We start from the raw sequence: 20,734 nt of genomic DNA, 5'->3' as shown, positions 1-20,734 counted from the left end.
GCGGGCGGGAGCGCGCTTGCGATCGCGTTCGTCTTCGGGCCAAGCGGACAAGATTGCGGTGGTATTCATGGTGGAAAACTCCTGTGATGTACCAACAACGCGGCCCGTCCATGGTTCGTTGACAGCCTTTCGCAAAAAAATGCAACCGCAATAGTCTGTAGATTGGTCCAAAAAATAGCTACATTTTTTATAGCTATACATTCATATATGGCTTGGTAAATTCCTGAAAATTCCAGCAGAAACTTACAGGACTTTACACCTTCATCCCACAGAAGCCGCTGAAATTTCTTCGAGCGCAGAAGAAATTTCCAGCCAGCGCTCCTCCAGTTTTTCCGTTTCGTCGCTCCCGGCTTTCAGGCGTCGGCCGCATTCGGCGATCTCTGCGGGAGGCAGGGTTTCCGTCAGTTTTTGCTCCAATGCGGTGCGTTCTGCACTCAAGGCCGCCAGGCGCTTGTCGATCTGCTCCAGCTCTTTTTTGAGCGGGCGGGTCTTTTCGGCCAGTTGTTGACGGGTCTGGGCATCCAGCTTGCGTTGCTCTCGTCCGTCGCGTGCTGGGGTGGAAGAGGGCGCAGGTGGGGGCGCAGCCACGGAAGAAGGTGCCAACGTTGGCTGTGCGACGGCTGGGGCTGCAACAGGAGCCTGTGAGGCCTGTTGTTGTGCCTGCTCGGCCAGCCGTGCTTCTTCGCGCAGGCGCTTGGATTCTTCAAGCAGGTACCGCTGGTAGTCGTCGAGGTCTCCGTCGAACGGGCCGACCACGCCCCGGCCCACCATCCAGAAGTCCTCGCACACCGAGCGCAGCAGTGCACGGTCGTGGCTGACCAGCATGACGGTGCCGTCGAAGTCGTTGAGCGCCATGGCCAACGCCTCGCGGGTGGCCAAGTCCAGGTGGTTGGTAGGCTCGTCGAGCAGCAGCAGGTTGGGGCGCTGCCAGACGATCATGGCCAGAACCAGGCGCGCCTTTTCACCACCGCTCATGGTGCCCACGGCCTGTTTGACCATATCGCCGGTGAAGTTGAAGCTGCCCAGGTAGCTGCGCAGATCCTGCTCACGGCTCGGCTGTTTGGCATCCGGCCCTAGCTCCTTGGCCAGACGGATCATGTGCTCCAGCGGGTTTTCACTGGGGCGCAGCACATCGAGCTCTTGCTGCGCAAAGTACCCGATGTTCAGCCCCTTGCCCTCCGTGATGCTGCCCGCGAGCGGCTTCATGGTGCGCGCAATGGTCTTGACCAGCGTGGACTTGCCCTGTCCGTTGGCACCCAGAATACCGATGCGCTGCTCAGCCAGCACGGATCGGTTGACGCCCGAGAGAATGGTGGTGGGCGTACCTTCTTCGTCCACATAGCCAAACGACGCATCGCTGATGGCAAGCATCGGATTGGGCAGGTTGGCTGGCTCCTTGAACTCGAAAGTGAATTCGGCCTCGGCCAGCACAGGTCCGATTTTCTCCATGCGTTCAAGTTGCTTGACACGGCTTTGCGCCTGCTTGGCCTTGCTGGCTTTGGCCTTGAAGCGGTCGATGAACTTCTGCAGATGCGCCATCTTTTCCTGCTGTTTGGCAAAGCTGGCTTGCTGCAACTCCAGTTGCTGGGCGCGCAGTTCTTCGAACTTGCTGTAGTTACCACCGTAGCGGTTCAATTCGCCTTGCTGGATTTGCAGGGTGACGTTGGTTATCGCGTCCAAAAACTCGCGGTCGTGGCTGATCACGATCATGGTGCCTGCATAGCGCTTGAGCCAGGCTTCGAGCCAGACAAGCGCATCCAGATCCAAGTGGTTGGTAGGCTCGTCCAGCAGCAGCAAATCGCTGGGGCACATCAGCGCACGTGCCAATTGCAGGCGCATGCGCCAGCCACCCGAAAAGCTGTTGACGGGCTGGTCGAGTTCGCTCACCCGAAAACCCAACCCCAGTATAAGCGCCTGGGCGCGGGCCACGGCATCGTGGGCGCCAGCATCGTGTAGGTCGGAATACGCATGGGCAATGGCCATGCCATCGTCGCTGGCTTCAGCCTCGGCCAGCCGGCGCTGCACCTCGGCCAGACGCGTGTCGCCTTCCAGCACAAAGTTGGTGGCGGATTGATCGGTCTCGGGCATATTCTGTGCGACCTCGGCCATGCGCCAGCTCGACGGGATGTGAAAGTCTCCGCCGTCTTCGTGCAGCTTGCCACTGAGCAGCGCAAACAGGCTGGATTTGCCTGCGCCATTGCGCCCCACAAGCCCGACGTTTTCGCCAGGGTTGATGGTTGTGGACACGCTGTCGAGCACGACTTTCGTGCCTCGGCGCAGGGTAACGTTTTTGAGGGTGATCATAACTATTTGGGTAAATTAAGCACCCGGGACTGCGTTATTTGATAGCGTAATTAAGTAAATTTTTTACGCCAGAGAACGATGGTGATTTTCAGCGATTCGACGCCCTAGGCGCATGCCTGGTTTCTCGATGCACAGGTAACTTATTGCCGAGACTGTCATTGTGAGAAGAATGGAAACCAATACGCCTTGCACAGACTCTAACCCCATCCCATGGCGCACCCAAAGAATTATTGGGAAGTGACATAAGTATATTGAGTATGAGGTTTCGGAAATAAGAAAGATAAATCTATTTTTGATGGGGGCGCTATTGATGGCGCCCAGCATTAAAAACGTCAATCCGATACCTGTTATAAAGATCGGATTGAAAATCATGTAATAAGGTTTTAATATGAATATCAACAAAAAAAATGTCAATGCTGCTAATGGATTCCATTGGGATAGTGCATTTTTCTGAGATTGGAGCCATGCTCCGAAAACAAAAAAACAAAATTGAGAAAGAAAATTATTTCCAATGAATAAATAAGAGTATCCTGGATTGGATTTGATAATTTCCGGATATAGTCCATCGAGGAGGCGCAGGCTTGCCAAAAGAGACCATACTGTAGAAATAAATATGCTTAGAAAAACAATGGAAAAACGCAGTTTAGGCTGTTTCCAAAAAAGCAAGGGGGCTAACACATACCAAATTACTTCTACTGTTAGTGTCCATGTTACATGTAGCACATCGAACGTCAGTAGCGCAGATGGAAATAGCTGCTGTAACAGAATCAGGTTGGCAAAAAAACGCCAAGGGAATTCAAGAATGCTGCGCAGATTGACTGTATTTGTGATAATTCCAATTATTATGAAAAATGCCAGATATGCTGGCATAATTCTAAAAATTCGATGAATTGCATAGTCGCGAAGCGAATGTTTCTGGCAGCTTGCGCTAATTAGGTAGCCGCTGATTAAAAAGAATAGTTGAGGTCCAAATTGCCCTCCGTAGTCACCTAGAAAAGGGAAATTTCCACCATATGCATGTTGTGCGTGGTGGATAAAAACGGAGATAACAGCGATTGCTCGGAGCAGGTCGATATTATTTTGTCGTTCATTATTCCAGAGTGCTGAAAAGTTTTCTTTTAAAGAAAAGAGTGCCATCTGTAACTATTCTCACTACATTGGGGTTGCGATGAGCGCTGATCGCGTTACCAGCAAAACCTGGTCTTCTCCCGCACTGGTTTCCAACCAGAAAACCGGTAGTTGCGGAAATGCCGCCTCAAAGTACGCCCGCTCGTTGCCGATCTCCAGAATGATGACGGCGTCCTCAGTCATACAGTCGGGGGCTGCGGCAAACAACTGGCGCACAAAGTCCATGCCATCCTTGCCACCCGCCAAAGCCAGTTCGGGCTCAGCCCGGTATTCGCTGGGCAGCGCGGCCATGCTGTCGGCATTGACATAGGGCGGGTTGCACAGAATCAGGTCCCAAGGGCCGGGCAGGGCGCTCAGTCCATCGGACAACTGCAAGGTGATGCGGTCCTGCAGACCGTGTTTGTCCACGTTGATGCGGGCCACGGCCAGGGCGTCGGCCGAGATGTCGGCACCGGTCACTTCGACTTCGGGCCAGGCCATGGCCCCCAGCACAGCCAGGCTGCCGTTGCCCGTGCACAAATCCAGCACCCGGCGTGTGCGGTCGCTCAGGAAATCGTCCACGCTGCCGTCCACCAGCAGCTCAGCAATGAAGCTGCGAGGCACGATGGCGCGTTCGTCCACATAAAAGGGCACGCCCTGGAGCCAGGCTTCATTGGTGAGGTAAGCAACGGGTTTGCGCGTAGCGATTCGTTCGTTCAGAAGCGCCTCTACTTCGTCACGCTGCTCACCCGTGACGAGCACGGCTTCAACACTGTCAAGCTCATCCAGCGGCAGGCCCAGAGCCCAAAGCACCAGCCAGGCTGCTTCATCGAAGGCGTTGGTGGTGCCATGCCCAAAAGCTACCTTGGCTGCATCCAGGCGAGCAGCGACGGACTCAATCAGTTCCAGAACGGTGCTCATGCGCCAGCCCTTGCCGCTGCATTCAGATTCTCCAGCGTGCGGCGGTAAATGTTCTTGAGCGGCTCGATATCGGCCACCACCACATGCTCGTCGATCTTGTGGATCGTGGCGTTGGGGGGGCCCAGTTCGATCACCTGGGGGCAGATCTGCGCAATGAAACGGCCGTCGCTGGTGCCTCCGGTGGTGGACAGTTCCGTGGTGATGCCTGTCTCGGTCGCGATGGCCTGCTGCACAGCACCCACCAGCTCGCCGGGCGTCGTAAGGAAGGGCTGGCCGCCGAGCGTCCAACGCAGGTCGTATTCCAGGCCATGGCGGTCGAGCACGGCGTGCACGCGCTGCTGCAGGCCCTCTGCCGTCGATTCGGTCGAAAAGCGGAAATTGAAGTCGATCACCACTTCCCCGGGGATCACGTTGGTCGCGCCCGTGCCGCCATGCATGTTGCTGATTTGCCAGCTGGTGGGCGGAAAGAATGCATTGCCGTTGTCCCACACAGTGGATGCCAACTCTGTCAGCGCGGGCAGGGCCTGGTGGATGGGGTTGCGGGCCAGCTGCGGATAGGCAATGTGGCCTTGGATACCACGCACGCTGAGCTTGCCGCTCAGGGTGCCGCGCCGTCCGTTCTTGATCATGTCTCCGGTTTTCTCGACGGAGGTGGGTTCGCCCACGATGCAGTAATCGAGTTTTTCGCCGCGCGCCTTGAGCTGTTCCACCACGACCTTGGTGCCATCGACGGAGGGACCTTCCTCGTCGCTGGTCAGCAGAAATGCCAGCTCGATCAGCGGGGCCGGCGTGGCGGCCAGGAACTCTTCCACTGCAACCACGAAGGCGGCAATAGACGTCTTCATGTCGCTGGCACCCCGGCCATAGAGCTTGCCGTCCTTGTGGGTGGGCACGAACGGGTCGCTGCTCCATTGGGCCAATGGACCGGCGGGGACGACATCGGTGTGCCCCGCGAATACTACGGTTTTGATAGCTGCTGAGGCATGATTCACCTGCGCTACTGGCCGCTTTGCCCACAAATTGCTGACGCGGAAGTCGGCGGGGCCACTGTCCAGGCGTTCGCACACAAACCCGAGCGGGGCGAGCCGCTCGGCCAGCAGGTCCAGGCAACCGGCGTCCTCCGGTGTGATGGAAGGCAGAGAGATGAGCTGTTCGGCCAGGTGCAGGGTTCGGGACATGGGATGAGAATCAGGAAATGGAGACACGCAGCCACGCTGCGATCATGGAGACGGGGAGCGACACGACGCAGCCCGGGCAAGGGCCGCCGTGCGAGAGACGCTCGGCACCGAGCACGGCGTCCCCTTGAGGAAGGGTTCCGCAGGCCGCTTCGTGCGGCGTCACATCATGCCGCCGGCTTAACGTCCAGCACGATCTCGGTGAACGACGGTGTATCGTCGGGGGCATCGCGTGCTTCTTTCTGGGCCTTGGCGGCATTGGCAGCCAGGGAAAAGTCGTTTTGCAGGCGCCACATCAGGTTGGTGGGCGAATCGGCATAGGCCATGCCTTCCTTGCGGTCGATCTGCGCGTCCATGATGAGGCGGGCCAGCGCTTCTTCGAAGGTCTGCGATCCTTCGGCCATGGATTTCTCCATGGCTTCGCGCACGCCCGAGAAGTCGCCTTTTTCGATGAGATCGGACACCAGCTTGGTGTTGAGCATGACCTCGACCGCAGGCACCCGACCGCCGTCGGTCTTGCGCACCAGGCGCTGCGACACCACGGCCTTGAGGGCCGATGCCAGGTCGCCCAGCATGGTGGGGCGCACCTCGACCGGGTAGAAGCTCAGGATACGGTTGAGCGCGTGGTAGCTGTTGTTGCCGTGCAGCGTGGCCAGGCACAGGTGGCCCGACTGCGCGTACGCAATGGCGGCCGACATGGTTTCGCGATCGCGGATTTCGCCGATCAGGATCACGTCGGGCGCCTGGCGCAGCGCGTTCTTCAGGGCGGTTTGCAGGGACTGGGTATCGCTGCCGATTTCGCGCTGGTTGACGATGGACTTCTTGTTCTTGAACTGGTACTCGACCGGGTCCTCGATGGTGAGGATGTGGCCTGTCAGCGCCTCGTTGCGGGTGTCGATCATCGACGCCAGCGAGGTGCTCTTGCCAGAGCCCGTAGCGCCCACCATCAGGATGAGGCCGCGCTTTTCCATGATGAGCTCGCGCATCACCGGGGGCAGACCCAAGGTGTCGAACTCGGGGATCTGCTGCGAGATGAAGCGGATCACGACCGCGTAGCTGCCGCGCTGGCGCATGGCGCTGACCCGGAAGCGCCCTACACCGCTGAGCGGCACACCCATGTTGAGTTCGCCGGTTTCTTCCAGCTCTTCGATGCGGTCCGGGGGGACCACTTCAGACAGCAGGTTGCGCGGTGCGTCGGGCGGCAGGATCTGGTTGTTGATGGGCACGCACTCGCCGTTGATCTTGATCAGCGCGGGGGCGTTGGCCGACAGATAGACGTCGGAGGCCTTTTTCTCTGCCATCAGGCGAAGAATTCGTTCCATCGTGCTCATGGTGTTTCCCTCTTGTTGTCAGTCTCTGTCGGCAAGGCGGCCCATCAGGCCGCGCTCATGCAGCGCAATCAGTCGCGCAGCAGGTCGTTGATGCTGGTCTTGGAGCGAGTTTGCGCGTCCACCTGCTTGACGATGATGGCAGCGTACATGCTGTAAGGTGCGCCGTTGGCGGCGGTCTTGGGCAGGTTGCCGCTTACCACCACCGAGCCCGAAGGCACGCGGCCATAGCTGATTTCGCCGGTGGCGCGGTTGAAGATCGGGGTGCTCTGGCCCAGGTACACGCCCATGCCCAGCACGGAATTCTCTTCCACCACCACGCCTTCGACGACCTCGGAACGGGCACCGATGAAGCAGTTGTCTTCAATGATGGTGGGGCCGGCCTGCAGAGGCTCCAGCACGCCGCCAATGCCCACGCCGCCGGACAAGTGCACGCCCGCGCCGATCTGTGCGCACGAGCCCACGGTGGCCCAGGTGTCGACCATGGTGCCTTCGCCCACGTAGGCGCCGATGTTCACGTACGAGGGCATCAGGATCGCGCCCTTGGCGATGAAGCTGCCACGGCGGGCCACAGCAGGCGGCACCACGCGCACGCCGGTGGCCTTCATTTCTTCTTCGGACAGATGGGCAAACTTGGTCTGTACCTTGTCGTAAAAGCCCAGGTCACCAGCCTTGACGACTTCGTTGTCCTTCAGGCGGAAGGACAGCAGCACGGCCTTCTTGATCCACTGGTGCACGGTCCACTGGCCCACGCCTTCGCGGGTGGCGACACGCAGCTTGCCGTTGTTCAGCTCGGCAATCACGTGCTCGACGGCGTCCTGGATCTCCTTGGGGGCGGCGGCGGGCGAGAGGCTGGCGCGGTTTTCCCAGGCGTTGTCGATGAGGGTTTGGAGTTGTTGGGTCATGTTGTTGTCGATCAGATCAGGCAGTACGGGATTGGATGAATTGCACGATGCGCAGCGCGGCTTCCACGCATTCTTCGGCTTCGGCCACCAGGGCCATGCGCACGCGCTGGGCGCCGGGGTTGCTCCCCTGGGCCTCGCGGGCCAGGTAGCTGCCGGGCAGCACCGTCACATTGTATTGAGCCAGCAGGGCGCGCGCGAACTCGGCATCGTCCATGCCAAGGGCTTCCGGCACCTTGGCCCACAGGTAGAAACCGGCGTCGGGCAGGGCGACTTCCATCACACCGGCCAGCAGTGGCGTGACCTGAGCAAACTTTTTGCGGTACAGCGCCCGGTTTTCGACCACATGCTTTTCATCGCTCCAGGCGGCGATGCTGGCAGCCTGCACGATGGGGCTCATGGCGCTGCCGTGGTAGGTGCGGTAGAGCAAGAAGGACTTGATCAGCGCGGCATCGCCAGCCACAAAGCCGCTGCGCATGCCGGGCACGTTGCTGCGCTTGGAGAGGCTGGTGAAAGAGATCAGGTTCTTGAAGTGGCCACGCCCCAGTTGCGCCGCCGCCTGCAGGCCACCCAGCGGCGGTTCGTCGCGGAAATAAATTTCGCTGTAGCACTCGTCCGAGGCAATCACGAAGCCGTATCGGTCGCTCAGCTCAAACAGCTTCTTCCACTCGCTGAGCGGCATCACGGCGCCCGTGGGGTTGCCGGGCGAGCAGACGAAGAGCAGCTGTGTGCGTTGCCACACAGCCTCGGGCACGGCGTCCCAGTTCACCGCAAAGTTGCGGCTGGGATCGCTGGCCGCGTAGTACGGCTGGGCACCTGCCAGCAGGGCGGCACCTTCGTAGATTTGATAGAACGGATTGGGGCAGACGACCAACGGCTGGCCTTGGGAGGGATCAATGATGGTCTGCGCGAACGCAAACAGTGCCTCGCGCGAACCGTTGACCGGCAGCACCTGGCTGCCCGGGTCCAGGGTCAGCGCATAGCGCTGTTGTATCCATTGTGTGAAGGCCTCGCGCAGCTTGGGTTCGCCTGCGGTGGCTGGGTAACTGGCCAGTCCGCCCAGGTTGTTACTGAGTGCATCTTTGATGAACTGCGGTGTAGTATGGCGTGGCTCACCCATGCCCAGGCTGATGGGGCTGTAGGCCGCCGGGGGGGTGACTCCCGCAAAGAGTTGCCGCAGCCGCTCGAAGGGGTAGGGCTGGAGATGGGAGAGCAGGGGATTCATGGAGCGACATTATGGGCGAAGGGCGTGCGCCCAAGGCGTGGTGCCAGGTGTCGTCCACGCCATGGCAATGGGCAGGGCAATGCGCTGAGGCGGGCCCCGCGCGCGCCGGATGGGGTTGTCAATCCGACGTAAGAGCGGACACCTAGCATGGCTCCCTTTCAAAAACGATAACGGAGACAAGATGTCTGGATTCCTACCGCTGCGCCCCGGACTCTGGTGGATGCGCAGGTGGCACCTGCCGGGCAAACTGATCACGCTGGGTGTGTTGATGGCGGGCGCCCTGGCGATGGCCGCCATGGATGCCCCGTGGTGGGCTGTGATGCTGGTCGGTGCCGTGGTTCTTTATGCCCTGTGCGCTTTGTATATGGGGCTGGTCTCCGACCTGCAGAGCGTGGCGCATGCGATGGAGCAGACCACGCGGGGCGACTTGTCGGCCCGTGCGGGTGTCAACGGACGGGACGAGGTCGGGTCCATGGCCCAGTCGCTCGACCGGATGGTGCTCACGCTCTCCTCCATGGTGGCGGACATTCGCAGTAACGCGGCATTGGTGGCCCATGCGGGGCAAAGCCTGGCGCAAGGCAACCGCTCCCTGGCTGAACGCACCGAACAACAAGCCGCCAATCTAGAACAGACGGCTGCCAGCGTGGAGCAGCTTTCGTCGGCCGTGCAGAACAACGCGCAGACCGCGCGCAGCGCCGATGCCCGTGCCGCCGAGGTGCGCAAGGCCGCCGACAGCGGGGCCGAGGCCATGGCGCGTGCCGTGCAGTCGGTGGAGGCCATCCAGCAAAGCGCGCGCCGCATGACCGAAATCATCGGTGTCATCGACAGCATTGCGTTTCAAACCAATATCCTGGCCCTGAACGCTGCGGTGGAGGCCGCCCGGGCCGGTGAGCAGGGCCGAGGCTTTGCCGTGGTGGCGGGTGAGGTGCGTACGCTGGCCAAGCGTTCGGGCGACGCGGCGCGCGAGATCCGTGAACTGATCGGCGCCTCGGTCAACCAGGTGGAGGCCAGCGCGGGTCTCATCCGGTCGGCTGGCGAAGGCATCGCCAACATGGCCAGCGGCATTCGCAGTGTGGCGGCCAGCATGACCGAGATCTCCGGCTCCAGCGCCGAGCAAAGCACGGGCTTGAGCGAGGTCAGTTCTGCCGTGCAGCAGCTCGACCAGATCACGCAGCACAACGCCCAGATGGTGGGCCACGCCGTTTCGCAGGCTGAGGCGCTGGAGCACCGCGCCTCCACCCTGTCCCAGGCAGTGGCGGCGTTCCGGCTGCAGCAGGGTACGGCCGACGAGGCGGTGGCGCTGGTGAACAAGGCAGTGGCGCTGCACAAGACCACCTCGCGCGACCAGTTTCTGCGCAGCATCACCGACAAGACGCAGCCCTACCATGATCGCGACATGTATGTGTTTGTGCTGGATGCTGGCGGCACCTACCTGGCCTTTGGTGGCAACCAGGCCAAGGTGGGTACTCGCGTGCAGGACATCCCCGGCATTGCAGGCGACCGGCTGGTGAGCGACATCGTGACGCAGGCGGACCGCGCCCCAGGGTGGGTGGAGTACGACATCACCAACCCGGCCACCGGTGCGGTGCAAACCAAGATGTCTTACGTGAGCCGCGTGGGCGATTGGTACGTGGGCTGCGGCGTGTACAAGTCACTGGCCGCACGGTAATCCGCAGACAGGCTACCGCTGATCCAGCGACCTGGGTGTCGCTTTTAGGGTGTCGCTTTCAGCGCGACCCTTTTTCACGCAGCTGGCGCGCGCGCTCCATGGCGGCGGCAATGGCCGCCTTGCGAGCTTCCATGCCCTCAGCAGCCACGGCAGTGGCCGCCGGGCGCGATAAGGCGGTTGATGACAAGGCGGTTGTTGTGGAATCGGCCTGCGCACCGAATCCATCTTCCTCTGCATCTTCCAGCGGCACCCGCTGGCGGTGTTGCTGGTAGCGCTGCTTGGCTTGAAGTGCCAATGCATCAGACCATGCGGCCCACCCGGTCGCGCCACCGCTAGCGTTGTCGAGCTGGATGCAGTCCACGGGGCAAACGGGGATGCACAGCTCGCACCCTGTGCAGTAGGGCTCGATGACGGTGTGCATTTTCTTGTGGGAGCCCACGATGGCATCGGTGGGGCAGGCCTTGATGCACAAGGTGCAGCCAATGCACCACGCTTCGTCAATGAAAGCCACCGTGCGTGGTCCCTCCACGCCGTGGTCGGCACTCAAAGGCACCACGGCGTGGCCCGTGATGGCGGCGAGGCGCGCGACACCTTCAGCGCCCCCGGGGGGGCACTGGTTGATGGCAGCCTCGCCCTGGGCGATGGCCTGCGCATAGCTTGCACAGTCGGGGTAGCCGCAGCGCGTGCACTGCGTCTGGGGCAGGGCGGCGTCGATCCGCGCTGCGAGGTCAGTGAAGGCAGCGTGGGCTGGGGCGGTGCTGGCAGAAGCGGGGTGGCTCAAGCCTTGCGCGCCTTGCTCTTGCCGCTACTGCGGGTGGACGGCGCCGCCGTAGCGCTGGTCTGCGCCGTGCTCAGGTCGGCAGTGGGCTCCTGGGCGGCCCCCGTGGGGGTGGCTGCCGGTTGTACCCAGCGTGTGGCCACCGCCGTGGCACCGGCGGACTTGGACGCAGCACGGGCTGGCGCAGGCTTGGCGGCTGCTTTGTGTGCTTTGGCCGTGGTGGTTTTGGCTACCGGCGCCACCTTGGCGGGGGCGGGCGAGGGGCTGGCGAGCTTGGGCGCTGCCGGGGCTGCAGTCGAAGCCACGGGCTTGGCGGGGAGTTCGTGTTCCAGGATGAAGGCGCGCACCTTGGGGTACACGATGTCGCGCCAGCGGCGGCCGCTGAAGATGCCGTAGTGGCCTGCGCCCTTGGCCTCCAGGTGGCGCTGCTCCTTGCGCACGATGCCGCTGCACAGGTCGTGGGCGGCTTCGGTCTGGCCCGAGCCAGAGATATCGTCCAGCTCGCCTTCCACCGTGAACAGGGCGGTGGTCTTGATGTCCTGGGGGCGCACGCGTTCCAGCTTGCCGGCGGGGGAGCGCACATCCCAGGTGCCATTCACCAGCTTGTAGTCCTGGAATACGGTCTGGATGGTTTCGAGGTAATAGTCCGCATCCATGTCCAGCACGGCGTTGTACTCGTCGTAGAACTTGCGGTGGGCCTCGGCGCTGGCGTCGTCGCCCTTGATCAGGTTCTTGAAGTAGTCGTAGTGGCTGGACGCATGGCGGTCCGGGTTCATGGCCACAAAGCCGGTGTACTGCAAAAAGCCAGGGTACACGCGGCGGCCGGCGCCAGGGAATTTCTCCGGCACGCGGTAGATCACGTTGTTCTCAAACCATTCGTAGCTGCGGTTGGTGGCCAGGTTGTTCACCGCCGTGGGCGACTTGCGGGCGTCGATGGGGCCACCCATCATGGTCATGGTCAGGGGCGTCTTCTCGCCGCGGCTGGCCATCAGCGACACAGCAGCCAGCACCGGCACCGTGGGCTGGCAGACGCTGATCACGTGGCAGTTGCCGTAGATGCCTTGCAGATGGCGGATGAAGTCCTGCACATAGTTGACGTAGTCGTCGAGGTGGAACTCACCCTCCGACAGCGGCACCAGGCGAGCGTTTTTCCAGTCGGTGATGTAGACCTTGTGGTCCTTGAGCATGGTGCGCACGGTGTCGCGCAGCAGCGTGGCGTAGTGGCCCGAAAGCGGCGCCACGATGAGCACCACGGGCTGGCCCTTGAGCTTGGTCAGCGTGGCGGGGTCGTCCGAAAAGCGCTTGAAGCGGCGCAGTTCGCAAAACGGCTTGTCCACCTCGATCCGCTCATGGATGGCGACGCCAATGCCGTCCACATCGACCGTGTGGATGTCGAAAGCAGGTTTTTCGTAATCCTTGCCCAGGCGGTAGAGCAGGTCGTAGCCGGCGGCCATGCGCTGGGCCACCGAGGTCTGGCTCAGCGGCGAGACCGGGTTGCTGAACAACTTGGAAGCCGCCTGCGCAAAATCTGTGAAGGGCTCCATCAAGGAGCGCTGCGTTTCGTAGAGGTGGTACAGCATGGGGCGAAACTCCGTTTTGTTGCAGTGCAATATAGCAGCACTTGGTAACAAGCGCATGGAGTAAAACCACCAATGTCTAGTCGCCTTTGCGACAAACCATCCTGGGCCCCGTTTCAGTGCAGTGGTGCCTCAGGGACCTGCCATACCTCACTCCATAGCCATCAAAATTGATAGCAGCTAGCGCAATACACACTAGCGCTTGCGCCCATTTTGGCTTTATCCCTGCAGCTAGGACTCTGCGTTGTCGTTCAGCCACGCCTCGAACGACTCGCGGGCCGAATTGCGCAGCGCGGGGCGGAAGGCGGTCTTGTTACTCAGGTACAGACAGTGCCGGATCACCGTGTAGGGGTTGAAGCTGGCCTGGGGGTTCTGGTCTTCAAAGTGCTGCTTGTAGCGCTTGACCACGCCAATCGTCTCCCGCATCAGGCTGTTGAATCGGGCGCGCGTCATGCCCGCCGACCAGGCCTGGATGTCGTCCACAAAACCATCCACCTTGGACGGTTCAAACTCGAAGTCCTTGAAGAAATGCGTGGCGATTTTCAGGAAGGTGAAGGCGTTGAGCTCGCTGCTGGGGGCTGCAGCGCGGGCTGGGGCCTGCAAATCCGCGGCCGCGTCGGGTGCGGGTTCGGCAGTTTCGTCCGGGGCCTGCAGCAGTTCTGCCGCTGTGGCATCGCGGATCTGGCGGAACTCCCGGTCGGCCAGTTCGAACAGGGCCGACAGCACGTTGATGCGCCGCTTGAGCTGCCCCGGGATGGATTTTTTGTACTTGATCTTGTGGTCCAGCACGCTCCACGAGTCCTGGATGATGGTGCGCACCTGCAGCTCGAAGGGCCACTGGGCATACGCCGCATGCTCCGGCAGGTCGCGTTCGGCCACACTCAGCCGCAGGTCCAGGTGCAGCCCCTTGTAGCCAAACGACGCCTCGGTGCTCTCCACCGCCGACACCTTGTCGGTCACATCAATGACCGCGAAATGGGCACGCACGATCTGGGCGATCTTTTCCAGCTCGTCTTCATACAGGCACACCACGCGCACGCCGATCAGGTCGGTGATGTAGGCCTGAATGTCGTAGGGCGTGTTGCTTTCTTCCAGCGCAGGCCGGTACTTGCGCACGAACTTGCGCACGCATTCATCCACATCCTTCACCCGGCCCTCGACCTTAGTGATGTCCACGCCGCCCGCCTGGGTCACCACGGTCGCCACGCGCGCCGTGAGCGCTGCGCAGGCGTCTTCCAGCGCTACGGCTTGCGCCGCATACCAGCTGCGAAATTGGGATTCCTCCAGATCGAAATCAAGCGATGCCATGCCAGGCCTTTGGGTTGAGTGTTGCCGGGTTGATTGGTGAGAGCTGGTGCGCAGGCACGGGACTGCCGCACAGCGGGTGCGAGCATAGCCGTGCAGCGTTCGCAAGCAGTGTGCAGTTTGCGCGCAAATGCCCCTTTTCGGCGCAGGACAGATGCTCATAATGGTGCAGCCCCTCGGGTCCACAGCCTGTGTACCGCCGACGCGCCTCCACCACCCAGGATGCCATGACACCAGAACCCGCTCCGCACACCGATGCGCCTGCACCGCAGGGGCCGGTGGCGTGGGCGCCCGACGGGGTGGCTGGCACGAGCAACCACCGTTGGTTGCCCGTGGTGCTGCCCCCGCTGATTGCGCTGCTGACCTTGGGCCTGACCTTTCTGTACTGGCAGAGCGAAGAGAAGAACACGCGGGCCAAGCGCGAGCAGAACTTTGAGGTGGCGGCCGACCAGATCGCCTACAACCTCAAGGACCGCATGGCGACCTACGAGGTGGTGCTGCGCGGGGTCAAAGGCTACTTTGAAGGCTCGGAGCGCATCGACCGCGCTGAGTTCCAGGCCTATGTGAGTGCGCTGCAGTTGCAGGCCACCCGGCCCGGGCTGCAGGGGGTGTCGCTGATCCTGCGGTTCCCCGGCAATGCGCTGAACGCCCACCTGGAGGACATGCGCCAGCGGGGCTTCGACCAATATGCGGTGCGCCCGCCCGGCGAGCGCGCACTGATGGCCCCCATCACCCACATCGAACCGCTGGAGGGCCCCAATCTCAAGGCCCTGGGCTTTGATGTGCTGACCCTTCCACCCGCCAAGGAGGCGCTGGACCGGGCCCGCGACACCGGAGCGCTGGCGCTGTCGGGGCGGCTGACCCTGATGCAAAACGCAGCTCCGGGGTTGGTGATGTACATGCCCTTGTACCGCGCCGACGCTGACAACGGCACGGTGGAGGGCAGGCGGCAAGGGCTGGCGGGCTGGGTGTCGGCGCCGTTTCGCATGGAGGATGTGATCCACGGCATGTCCCGTGAATTTGACGCCGACATCGGCCTGCAGATCATCGACAGCACCCCGGGCGCGGGTGCCGTGTCCCCCGTTGCCATCGCTGGAGACGCCGGTGCCGCCGCAGGTGTGCAGCTGTTCAGCAACCTGAAGGCGCCGGCCCTGGGGGCGGGTGGGCAGCCTCTGCAGGCGCGTCGCGAGCTGGAGCTGGGAGGGCGGCGCTGGACCTTGCAGATGGCGCCCCAGCCTGGCTTTGTGCAGCGCTTTCAGGACGATGGACACCACCCGGTGGCACTGCTGGGCACGGTGCTGAGCCTGATCCTGGCTTGGTTCACCTGGCTGCTTGCCACGGGGCGCGAGCGTGCCGTGGCCTTGGCGCGGGACATGACGGCCGAACTGCGCGCCACCCGCGACGACCTCGAAAGCACGCTCAGCGCCATTCCTGATCTGCTGTTCGAGCTGGGGCTGGATGGCTGCATTCACCACTACCGTTCGGCCCGATCGGGAGAGCTGACGGTGCCGCCCGAGATGTTTCTGGGCCGACTGCTGCGCGATGTGGTGCCGCCCGAGGCCGCTGCCGGCTGCCATGCGGCGCTGCAAGCGGCACACCACACCGGGTATTCGTCAGGCCACCAGTTCCGGCTGGAGCTGGGCGGCGTGACCCACTGGTTTGAGTTGTCGATTGCGCGGAAGGAGAGTGCCGCGCCTGGCGACGAACCCCGGTTCATCGCACTGTCGCGCGACATCACCGAGCGCAAGCAAGCCGAGGCGCGCTCACACCAGCTGGCCTACTTTGATGCGCTCACCGGCCTGCCCAACCGGCGCATGCTGCTGGACCGCATGGAACACGCGCTGGCCAACGCGCAAAAGGCCGCCCAGGTGGGGGCCGTGCTCTACATCGACCTAGACAATTTCAAGCAGATCAACGATGCGCGGGGGCACACGGTGGGCGACATGCTGCTCATGCAGGTGGCCCAGCGGCTCACGCAATTGCAACGCCCGGGCGACACCGTGGCGCGCCTGGGTGGGGACGAGTTTGTGGTGCTGGTGCACAACGTGGCGTCGGACATGGAGTCCGCCGGGCGCGCCGCGCTGCTGGTGGCCGAAGAAATGCGTACCGCGCTGGAGGCGCCGTACACCATCGACACCCACCTCTACAGCACCACCGGCAGCATCGGCATCACGCTTTTCCCCAAGCGGGGAGAGGGTGTGGAAGACCTGCTGCGCGAGGCCGACACGGCCATGTACCGTGCCAAGGATCTAGGCCGCAACCGCATCCGCTTTTATGAAGCCGCCATGCAGGCCGACGTGCAGGAGCGCCTAGCGCTGGAGCAGGACCTGAAAAAAGCGCAGGCGCTGGGCCAACTGGCGGCCTTTGTGCAAAACCAGGTGGATGCGGCCGGCAACGTGATGGGCGGCGAGCTGCTGATGCGCTGGGACCACCCCGTGCGCGGCAACGTCCCGCCCAGCCGCTTCATCCCCATTGCCGAGGCCTCGGGCCTGATCCTGCGCATGGGCGACTGGATGATCCAGCAGGCCTGCGAGACCCTGGCGCGCCTGCAGGGGGCAGGACACGCGCTGTCGCTCTCGGTCAACGTGAGCGAGCGGCAGTTTCGCCAGGACGACTTTGTCGAGCGCGTGCGCCACATCCTGGCTCACACCGGCGCCAACCCGGCCCTGCTGATCCTGGAGGTGACCGAAAGCCTGCTGATCGAAGACCTGGACGACACCATCGCCCGCATGACCGAGATCGTGCAGCTGGGTGTGCGCTTTTCCATCGACGACTTTGGCACCGGCTATTCGAGCCTGGCCTACCTCAAGCGGCTCCCGCTCTACGAGCTGAAGATCGACAAGAGCTTTGTGGACGACACGCCCGACGACCCCAACGACACGGCCATCGTGCAGTCCATCATCTCGGTGGCCCGCCACCTCAACCTGCGCGTCGTGGCCGAGGGGGTGGAGACACGCGCCCAGGCCGATTTTCTCGTTGAGAGCCAGTGCGAGTGCCTGCAGGGCTACCTGTTCGGTCGGCCGGAGCCGCTGGCGGCGTGGGTGGCGCGGTTGGAGTCCCGGTCATCTTGACAGTGGACACCCTGTAACGGAGGTCTGGCGAGCGCAGACAACTTCTCTGACTCAATCGGCCACGATGGCCCAGCGCTCATGGTCGCGCCAGCGGCCATTGATCTTGAGGTAGCGGGGCGAAAACCCTTCTTGCTGAAATCCGCAGCTGCGCACCAGCGCGATGGACGCTTCATTGCCGGGCTGGATGTTGGCTTCCAGCCGGTGCAACTTCAGAGTGCCAAAGGCATAGCGCAACAGATGCCGCAAACCCACGCCCATCAGCCCCCGGCGCTCAAACCCTGCAAAGACGTAATAGCCCAGGTAGGCGCTGCAAAAGTCGCCCATCACGATCTGGGAAAGGTTGAAGACCCCTGCGATCTGCTCACTGTCATCATGCTGGTCCGGCGTACACACCAACATCGCCCGGTGCGTGGGCAGGTTCATTTGTGCGAGATCGCTGGCAAACGCTTCCGGGGTTGAAGGGGCCGAAGTCCAAGGCGCGTGCAGCGTGCTGCTGTGCTGGGCCAGTGCAACAAGCCGTGAGCCATCAGCCGCGACGGGCGGGCGCAAACACACCTGCACTGTGGACGGACTATTCGCACGTTTGCTCATAACCGCCTGCGTTACAGCTCCGACCAGTCGATGATTCAGTTCAGACCGACAACGCCGGTTGCGCGTGAGCGGCTTCTGCCTCGGACGTTCCACTTGCATAGGCCTGCATTGCCAGCGCATGCACCTCCCGCGCGGGGCGGTCCTTGAGCAGATGGTTGCTCCACACCTGGCGCCAGATGCGGGCGCCGGGCAGGCTGTGGCGCAGGCCCAGCATGTGGCGGGCGATGTGGGGCCAGGGGGTGCCATGCTGCGCGGCTTCGCGCTCCATGTACTCGACCATGGCCAGTTCCACTTCCTCGCGGGTCAGGGGGCAGGGAGCGCCGCCGTAGTAAAGCTGGTCCCAGCGCGCCAGCCACCAGGGGTTGTGATACGCCTCGCGGCCGATCATCACGCCGTCCAGGTGTTGCAACTGCTCCTGCACCACGTCATCGGTGGTGATGCCGCCGTTGATGGCGATGGTGAACTGCGGAAACTCGGCCTTCAGGCGGTGCACCACCTCGTAGCGCAGGGGAGGGATGTCGCGGTTTTCCTTCGGGCTCAAGCCCTGCAGCCACGCGTTGCGCGCATGCACGATGAACACGATGCAGCCCGCCTCGGCCACGGTGCCGATGAAGTCGCGCACAAAGCCGTAGTCCTCCACCTTGTCGATGCCGATGCGGTGCTTGACGGTGACGGGCACGCTTACCACGTCCTTCATGGCCTTCACGCAGTCGGCCACCAGCTGGGGGGCCTTCATCAGGCTGGCGCCAAAGGCGCCGCGCTGTACGCGATCGCTGGGGCAGCCGCAGTTCAGGTTGATTTCGTCGTAACCCCATTCCTCACCCAGCCTGGCGGCCTGGGCCAGTTTGTCGGGCTCGTTGCCGCCCAGCTGCAGGGCCACGGGGTGCTCTTCGGCGTTGAAGCGCAGGTGGCGCTCGGTGCCGCCATACAGAATGCCCCCCGCATTCACCATCTCGGTGTACAGCAGGGTCTGGCGGGTCAGCAGCCGGTGAAAGTAACGGCAGTGGCGATCAGTCCAATCCATCATGGGGGCGATGGACATGCGCCAGGGGCTCAGGGTGGTTTCCACGGGCAAACAGCGAAGGCGGGGAGGGAAGGTCTGCAGCAGAGCGGCCTCTCTGGTCGGGGGCGCTGCGGGGCTGCAGGTGCGAGCCCAGGATTATCCCACTGGCTGCGCTATAGGTGTCGCAGGAGGTTTTTGAGTCAAAACAGATGCAGGCGCTAGTGCTGATTGCGCTGCGTGATATCAATAATGAAGTGCAAGGGCCGAGGTGTCTGGCTCAGCCGACGTCCTGTGAACGGTCGCCACCCCGTCCAGCTGTCCTAACCCAGGTCGCGCAACCCGTATTTCCGCACGATCGCGGCCCGCAGGCGCGGGTCGATGTTGATGTGGGCGGCATCGTGGCCCACTTGGGCCAGCAGGCGCGGGTCCATCACACGGCGCCACAGGGGCGGCACATAGGCCAGCGTGAACATGCCGAAGTAGCCGATGGGCAGTTGCGGCACCTCGTCAAAGTGGCGCAGCGACTGGTAGCGGCGCAGCGGGTGGGCGTGGTGGTCGGAGTGCCGCTGCAGATGGAACAGGGCCCAGTTGGAGAACACATGGTTGCTGTTCCACGAATGCTGGGGGCGGCAAGGTTCGTAGCGGCCGCTGGCGTCCTTGCGGCGCAGCAGCCCGTAGTGCTCGACATAGTTGGCCGAGGTCAGTTGAAAGTTGGCCCAGAACGACGCCGCCAGCAAAAACGGCAGGATCGCCACACCCAGCCACAGCGCCAGCCCGGCCCACAGCAGCGCCGTGATGAGCGCGGGCTGCAGGATCTCGTTGTGCCATGTAAGCAGCGGCAGGTGCTGGCGGGCCAGGCGGTCTTTCTCCAGCGCCCAGGCGCGGCGTGCGGCGCCGGGCATCTCGCGCAGCACAAAGCGGTAGATGGACTCGCCCATGCGCGACGAGGCCGGGTCGGCCGGGGTGGCCACGTCGCGGTGGTGGCCCCGGTTGTGTTCGATGAAGAAGTGTCCATAGGCCGTGGGCGCCAGCACCAGCTTGGCCAGCCAGCGCTCCAGCGCCGTGTTCTTGTGGCCCAGCTCATGCCCCAGGTTGATGCAGAACCCGCCCACGGTGCCCGTGGTCAGCACCATCGCCAGCACGCCATGCCAGGGCAGGGGCTGCGTGGCCACCCACCAGGCGCTGAAGAGGAAGGCCGCCCACAGCACCGGCACCAGCAAAAAGGTGATGCGGCGGTAGTACCGGTCGTTTTCCAATGCAGGCACGGCGGATTCGGGCGGGTTGCTCTGGTCCACGCCCAGCAGCCAGTCCAGCAACGGAGCGACGAGGTAGAAAAAGGCCACCGGCGCCCACAGCGCCAGCGGATCGCCCGTCCAGGCCATCAACGCCGGGCCTACGCCCACGGTGCAGGGCACCACCAGCGACAGCAGCCATGCGTACCGCTTGCGGTCGCGGTAGGGCGGGGTGGTGGGGCGCTGGGCTTGCAGCATGGGGCGGCAGTGAGAACACGGGCCTGCTGGGGGCGGATTCTGGACCTGTGGGGTGCAAACGCCAGCTTTATTTGGCATGGCAGTCGCTGCTACCGAAAACTTGGCGCTAACACCCGTTAGCCCCTATTTTTATTGCCCTAACAGCTATCACAACAATAGCGCCTGGCATGGGGCGAAAGGATGTGATGGCGACGGTCATTTGCCTTGCGTCAAGGCGGGGCATTGCCCTGATCAGCGATACTCGCGGCGCTTTCGATGCCTGCACAGCCCGGGTTTTTCACCCGCTCC

The 20,734-nt window shown here is 62.6% G+C and carries 15 protein-coding genes; 2 read left to right on the top strand and 13 right to left on the bottom strand.

What is annotated here, in order from left to right; all coding sequences use genetic code 11:
- Positions 1 to 261 precede the first annotated feature (261 nt).
- The 7 genes from DNK89_RS02240 to dapC form a co-directional block, all read right to left on the bottom strand.
- Entirely contained in the window at positions 262 to 2,304 is a 2,043-nt protein-coding gene (locus tag DNK89_RS02240) for an ABC-F family ATP-binding cassette domain-containing protein (RefSeq protein ID WP_110958725.1), read from the bottom strand.
- A gap of 63 nt (positions 2,305 to 2,367) precedes the next feature.
- Entirely contained in the window at positions 2,368 to 3,441 is a 1,074-nt protein-coding gene (locus DNK89_RS02235) for an acyltransferase (RefSeq protein WP_110958724.1), read from the bottom strand.
- Positions 3,442 to 3,456: 15 nt separating this feature from the next.
- Positions 3,457 to 4,332, bottom strand: a complete 876-nt coding sequence (gene prmB / locus DNK89_RS02230; RefSeq protein ID WP_110958723.1) for a 50S ribosomal protein L3 N(5)-glutamine methyltransferase — start codon at positions 4,330 to 4,332, stop codon at positions 3,457 to 3,459.
- Entirely contained in the window at positions 4,329 to 5,510 is a 1,182-nt protein-coding gene (dapE, locus tag DNK89_RS02225; RefSeq protein WP_110958722.1) for a succinyl-diaminopimelate desuccinylase, read from the bottom strand. Before dapE ends, prmB begins: the two co-directional genes overlap by 4 nt.
- Positions 5,511 to 5,674: 164 nt before the next feature.
- Positions 5,675 to 6,838 carry a PilT/PilU family type 4a pilus ATPase gene (locus DNK89_RS02220; protein WP_060987304.1) on the bottom strand — a complete coding sequence of 388 codons (1,164 nt, stop codon included), beginning with the start codon at positions 6,836 to 6,838 and terminating at the stop codon, positions 5,675 to 5,677.
- Between the two features lie 68 nt (positions 6,839 to 6,906).
- Entirely contained in the window at positions 6,907 to 7,740 is an 834-nt protein-coding gene (gene dapD / locus DNK89_RS02215; protein WP_060987303.1) for a 2,3,4,5-tetrahydropyridine-2,6-dicarboxylate N-succinyltransferase, read from the bottom strand.
- 16 nt (positions 7,741 to 7,756) lie between these two features.
- The gene (gene dapC, locus DNK89_RS02210) at positions 7,757 to 8,962 is read right to left on the bottom strand and encodes a succinyldiaminopimelate transaminase (protein WP_110958721.1); all 1,206 of its coding nucleotides are present in this window, start codon (positions 8,960 to 8,962) and stop codon (positions 7,757 to 7,759) included.
- A 181-nt stretch (positions 8,963 to 9,143) separates the two neighbouring features.
- On the opposite strand from dapC, the gene DNK89_RS02205 reads away from it, so the two are divergent.
- Positions 9,144 to 10,631 (top strand): methyl-accepting chemotaxis protein, encoded by a 1,488-nt coding sequence (locus DNK89_RS02205; RefSeq protein WP_110958720.1) that lies wholly within the window; start codon positions 9,144 to 9,146, stop codon positions 10,629 to 10,631.
- Between the two features lie 58 nt (positions 10,632 to 10,689).
- Here DNK89_RS02205 and rsxB read toward each other — a convergent pair whose 3' ends face one another.
- The 3 genes from rsxB to DNK89_RS02190 form a co-directional block, all read right to left on the bottom strand.
- Complete coding sequence (gene rsxB / locus DNK89_RS02200) at positions 10,690 to 11,412, bottom strand: electron transport complex subunit RsxB (protein ID WP_110958719.1); 723 nt, start codon at positions 11,410 to 11,412, stop codon at positions 10,690 to 10,692.
- Positions 11,409 to 12,989, bottom strand: a complete 1,581-nt coding sequence (phaZ, locus tag DNK89_RS02195; RefSeq protein ID WP_110958718.1) for a polyhydroxyalkanoate depolymerase — start codon at positions 12,987 to 12,989, stop codon at positions 11,409 to 11,411. Before phaZ ends, rsxB begins: the two co-directional genes overlap by 4 nt.
- Positions 12,990 to 13,217: 228 nt before the next feature.
- A complete protein-coding gene (locus tag DNK89_RS02190) occupies positions 13,218 to 14,294 on the bottom strand; it encodes a GTP pyrophosphokinase family protein (protein WP_110958717.1) in 1,077 nt (358 codons plus the stop codon).
- 224 nt (positions 14,295 to 14,518) lie between these two features.
- On the opposite strand from DNK89_RS02190, the gene DNK89_RS24945 reads away from it, so the two are divergent.
- Positions 14,519 to 17,362 carry an EAL domain-containing protein gene (locus tag DNK89_RS24945; RefSeq protein WP_110959159.1) on the top strand — a complete coding sequence of 948 codons (2,844 nt, stop codon included), beginning with the start codon at positions 14,519 to 14,521 and terminating at the stop codon, positions 17,360 to 17,362.
- Between the two features lie 51 nt (positions 17,363 to 17,413).
- Here the strand turns inward: DNK89_RS24945 and DNK89_RS02180 are convergent, their stop codons facing one another.
- The 3 genes from DNK89_RS02180 to DNK89_RS02170 all read right to left on the bottom strand — a co-directional run bounded on the left by DNK89_RS02180 (position 17,414) and on the right by DNK89_RS02170 (position 20,446).
- A complete protein-coding gene (locus DNK89_RS02180; protein WP_370220795.1) occupies positions 17,414 to 17,953 on the bottom strand; it encodes a GNAT family N-acetyltransferase in 540 nt (179 codons plus the stop codon).
- 40 nt (positions 17,954 to 17,993) lie between these two features.
- Positions 17,994 to 18,995: a tRNA dihydrouridine(20/20a) synthase DusA gene (gene dusA / locus DNK89_RS02175; RefSeq protein ID WP_255575838.1), complete on the bottom strand. Its 1,002-nt coding sequence runs from the start codon at positions 18,993 to 18,995 to the stop codon at positions 17,994 to 17,996.
- Between the two features lie 281 nt (positions 18,996 to 19,276).
- Complete coding sequence (locus tag DNK89_RS02170; protein WP_110958714.1) at positions 19,277 to 20,446, bottom strand: alkane 1-monooxygenase; 1,170 nt, start codon at positions 20,444 to 20,446, stop codon at positions 19,277 to 19,279.
- Between the last annotated feature and the right edge of the window lie 288 nt (positions 20,447 to 20,734).

It is taken from the genome of Acidovorax sp. ST3 (assembly GCF_003231145.1).
Lineage (GTDB): Bacteria > Pseudomonadota > Gammaproteobacteria > Burkholderiales > Burkholderiaceae_C > Acidovorax.
Note: the sequence above shows the minus strand (reverse complement) of the source record. Positions and strands in the feature narration are given on the sequence as shown.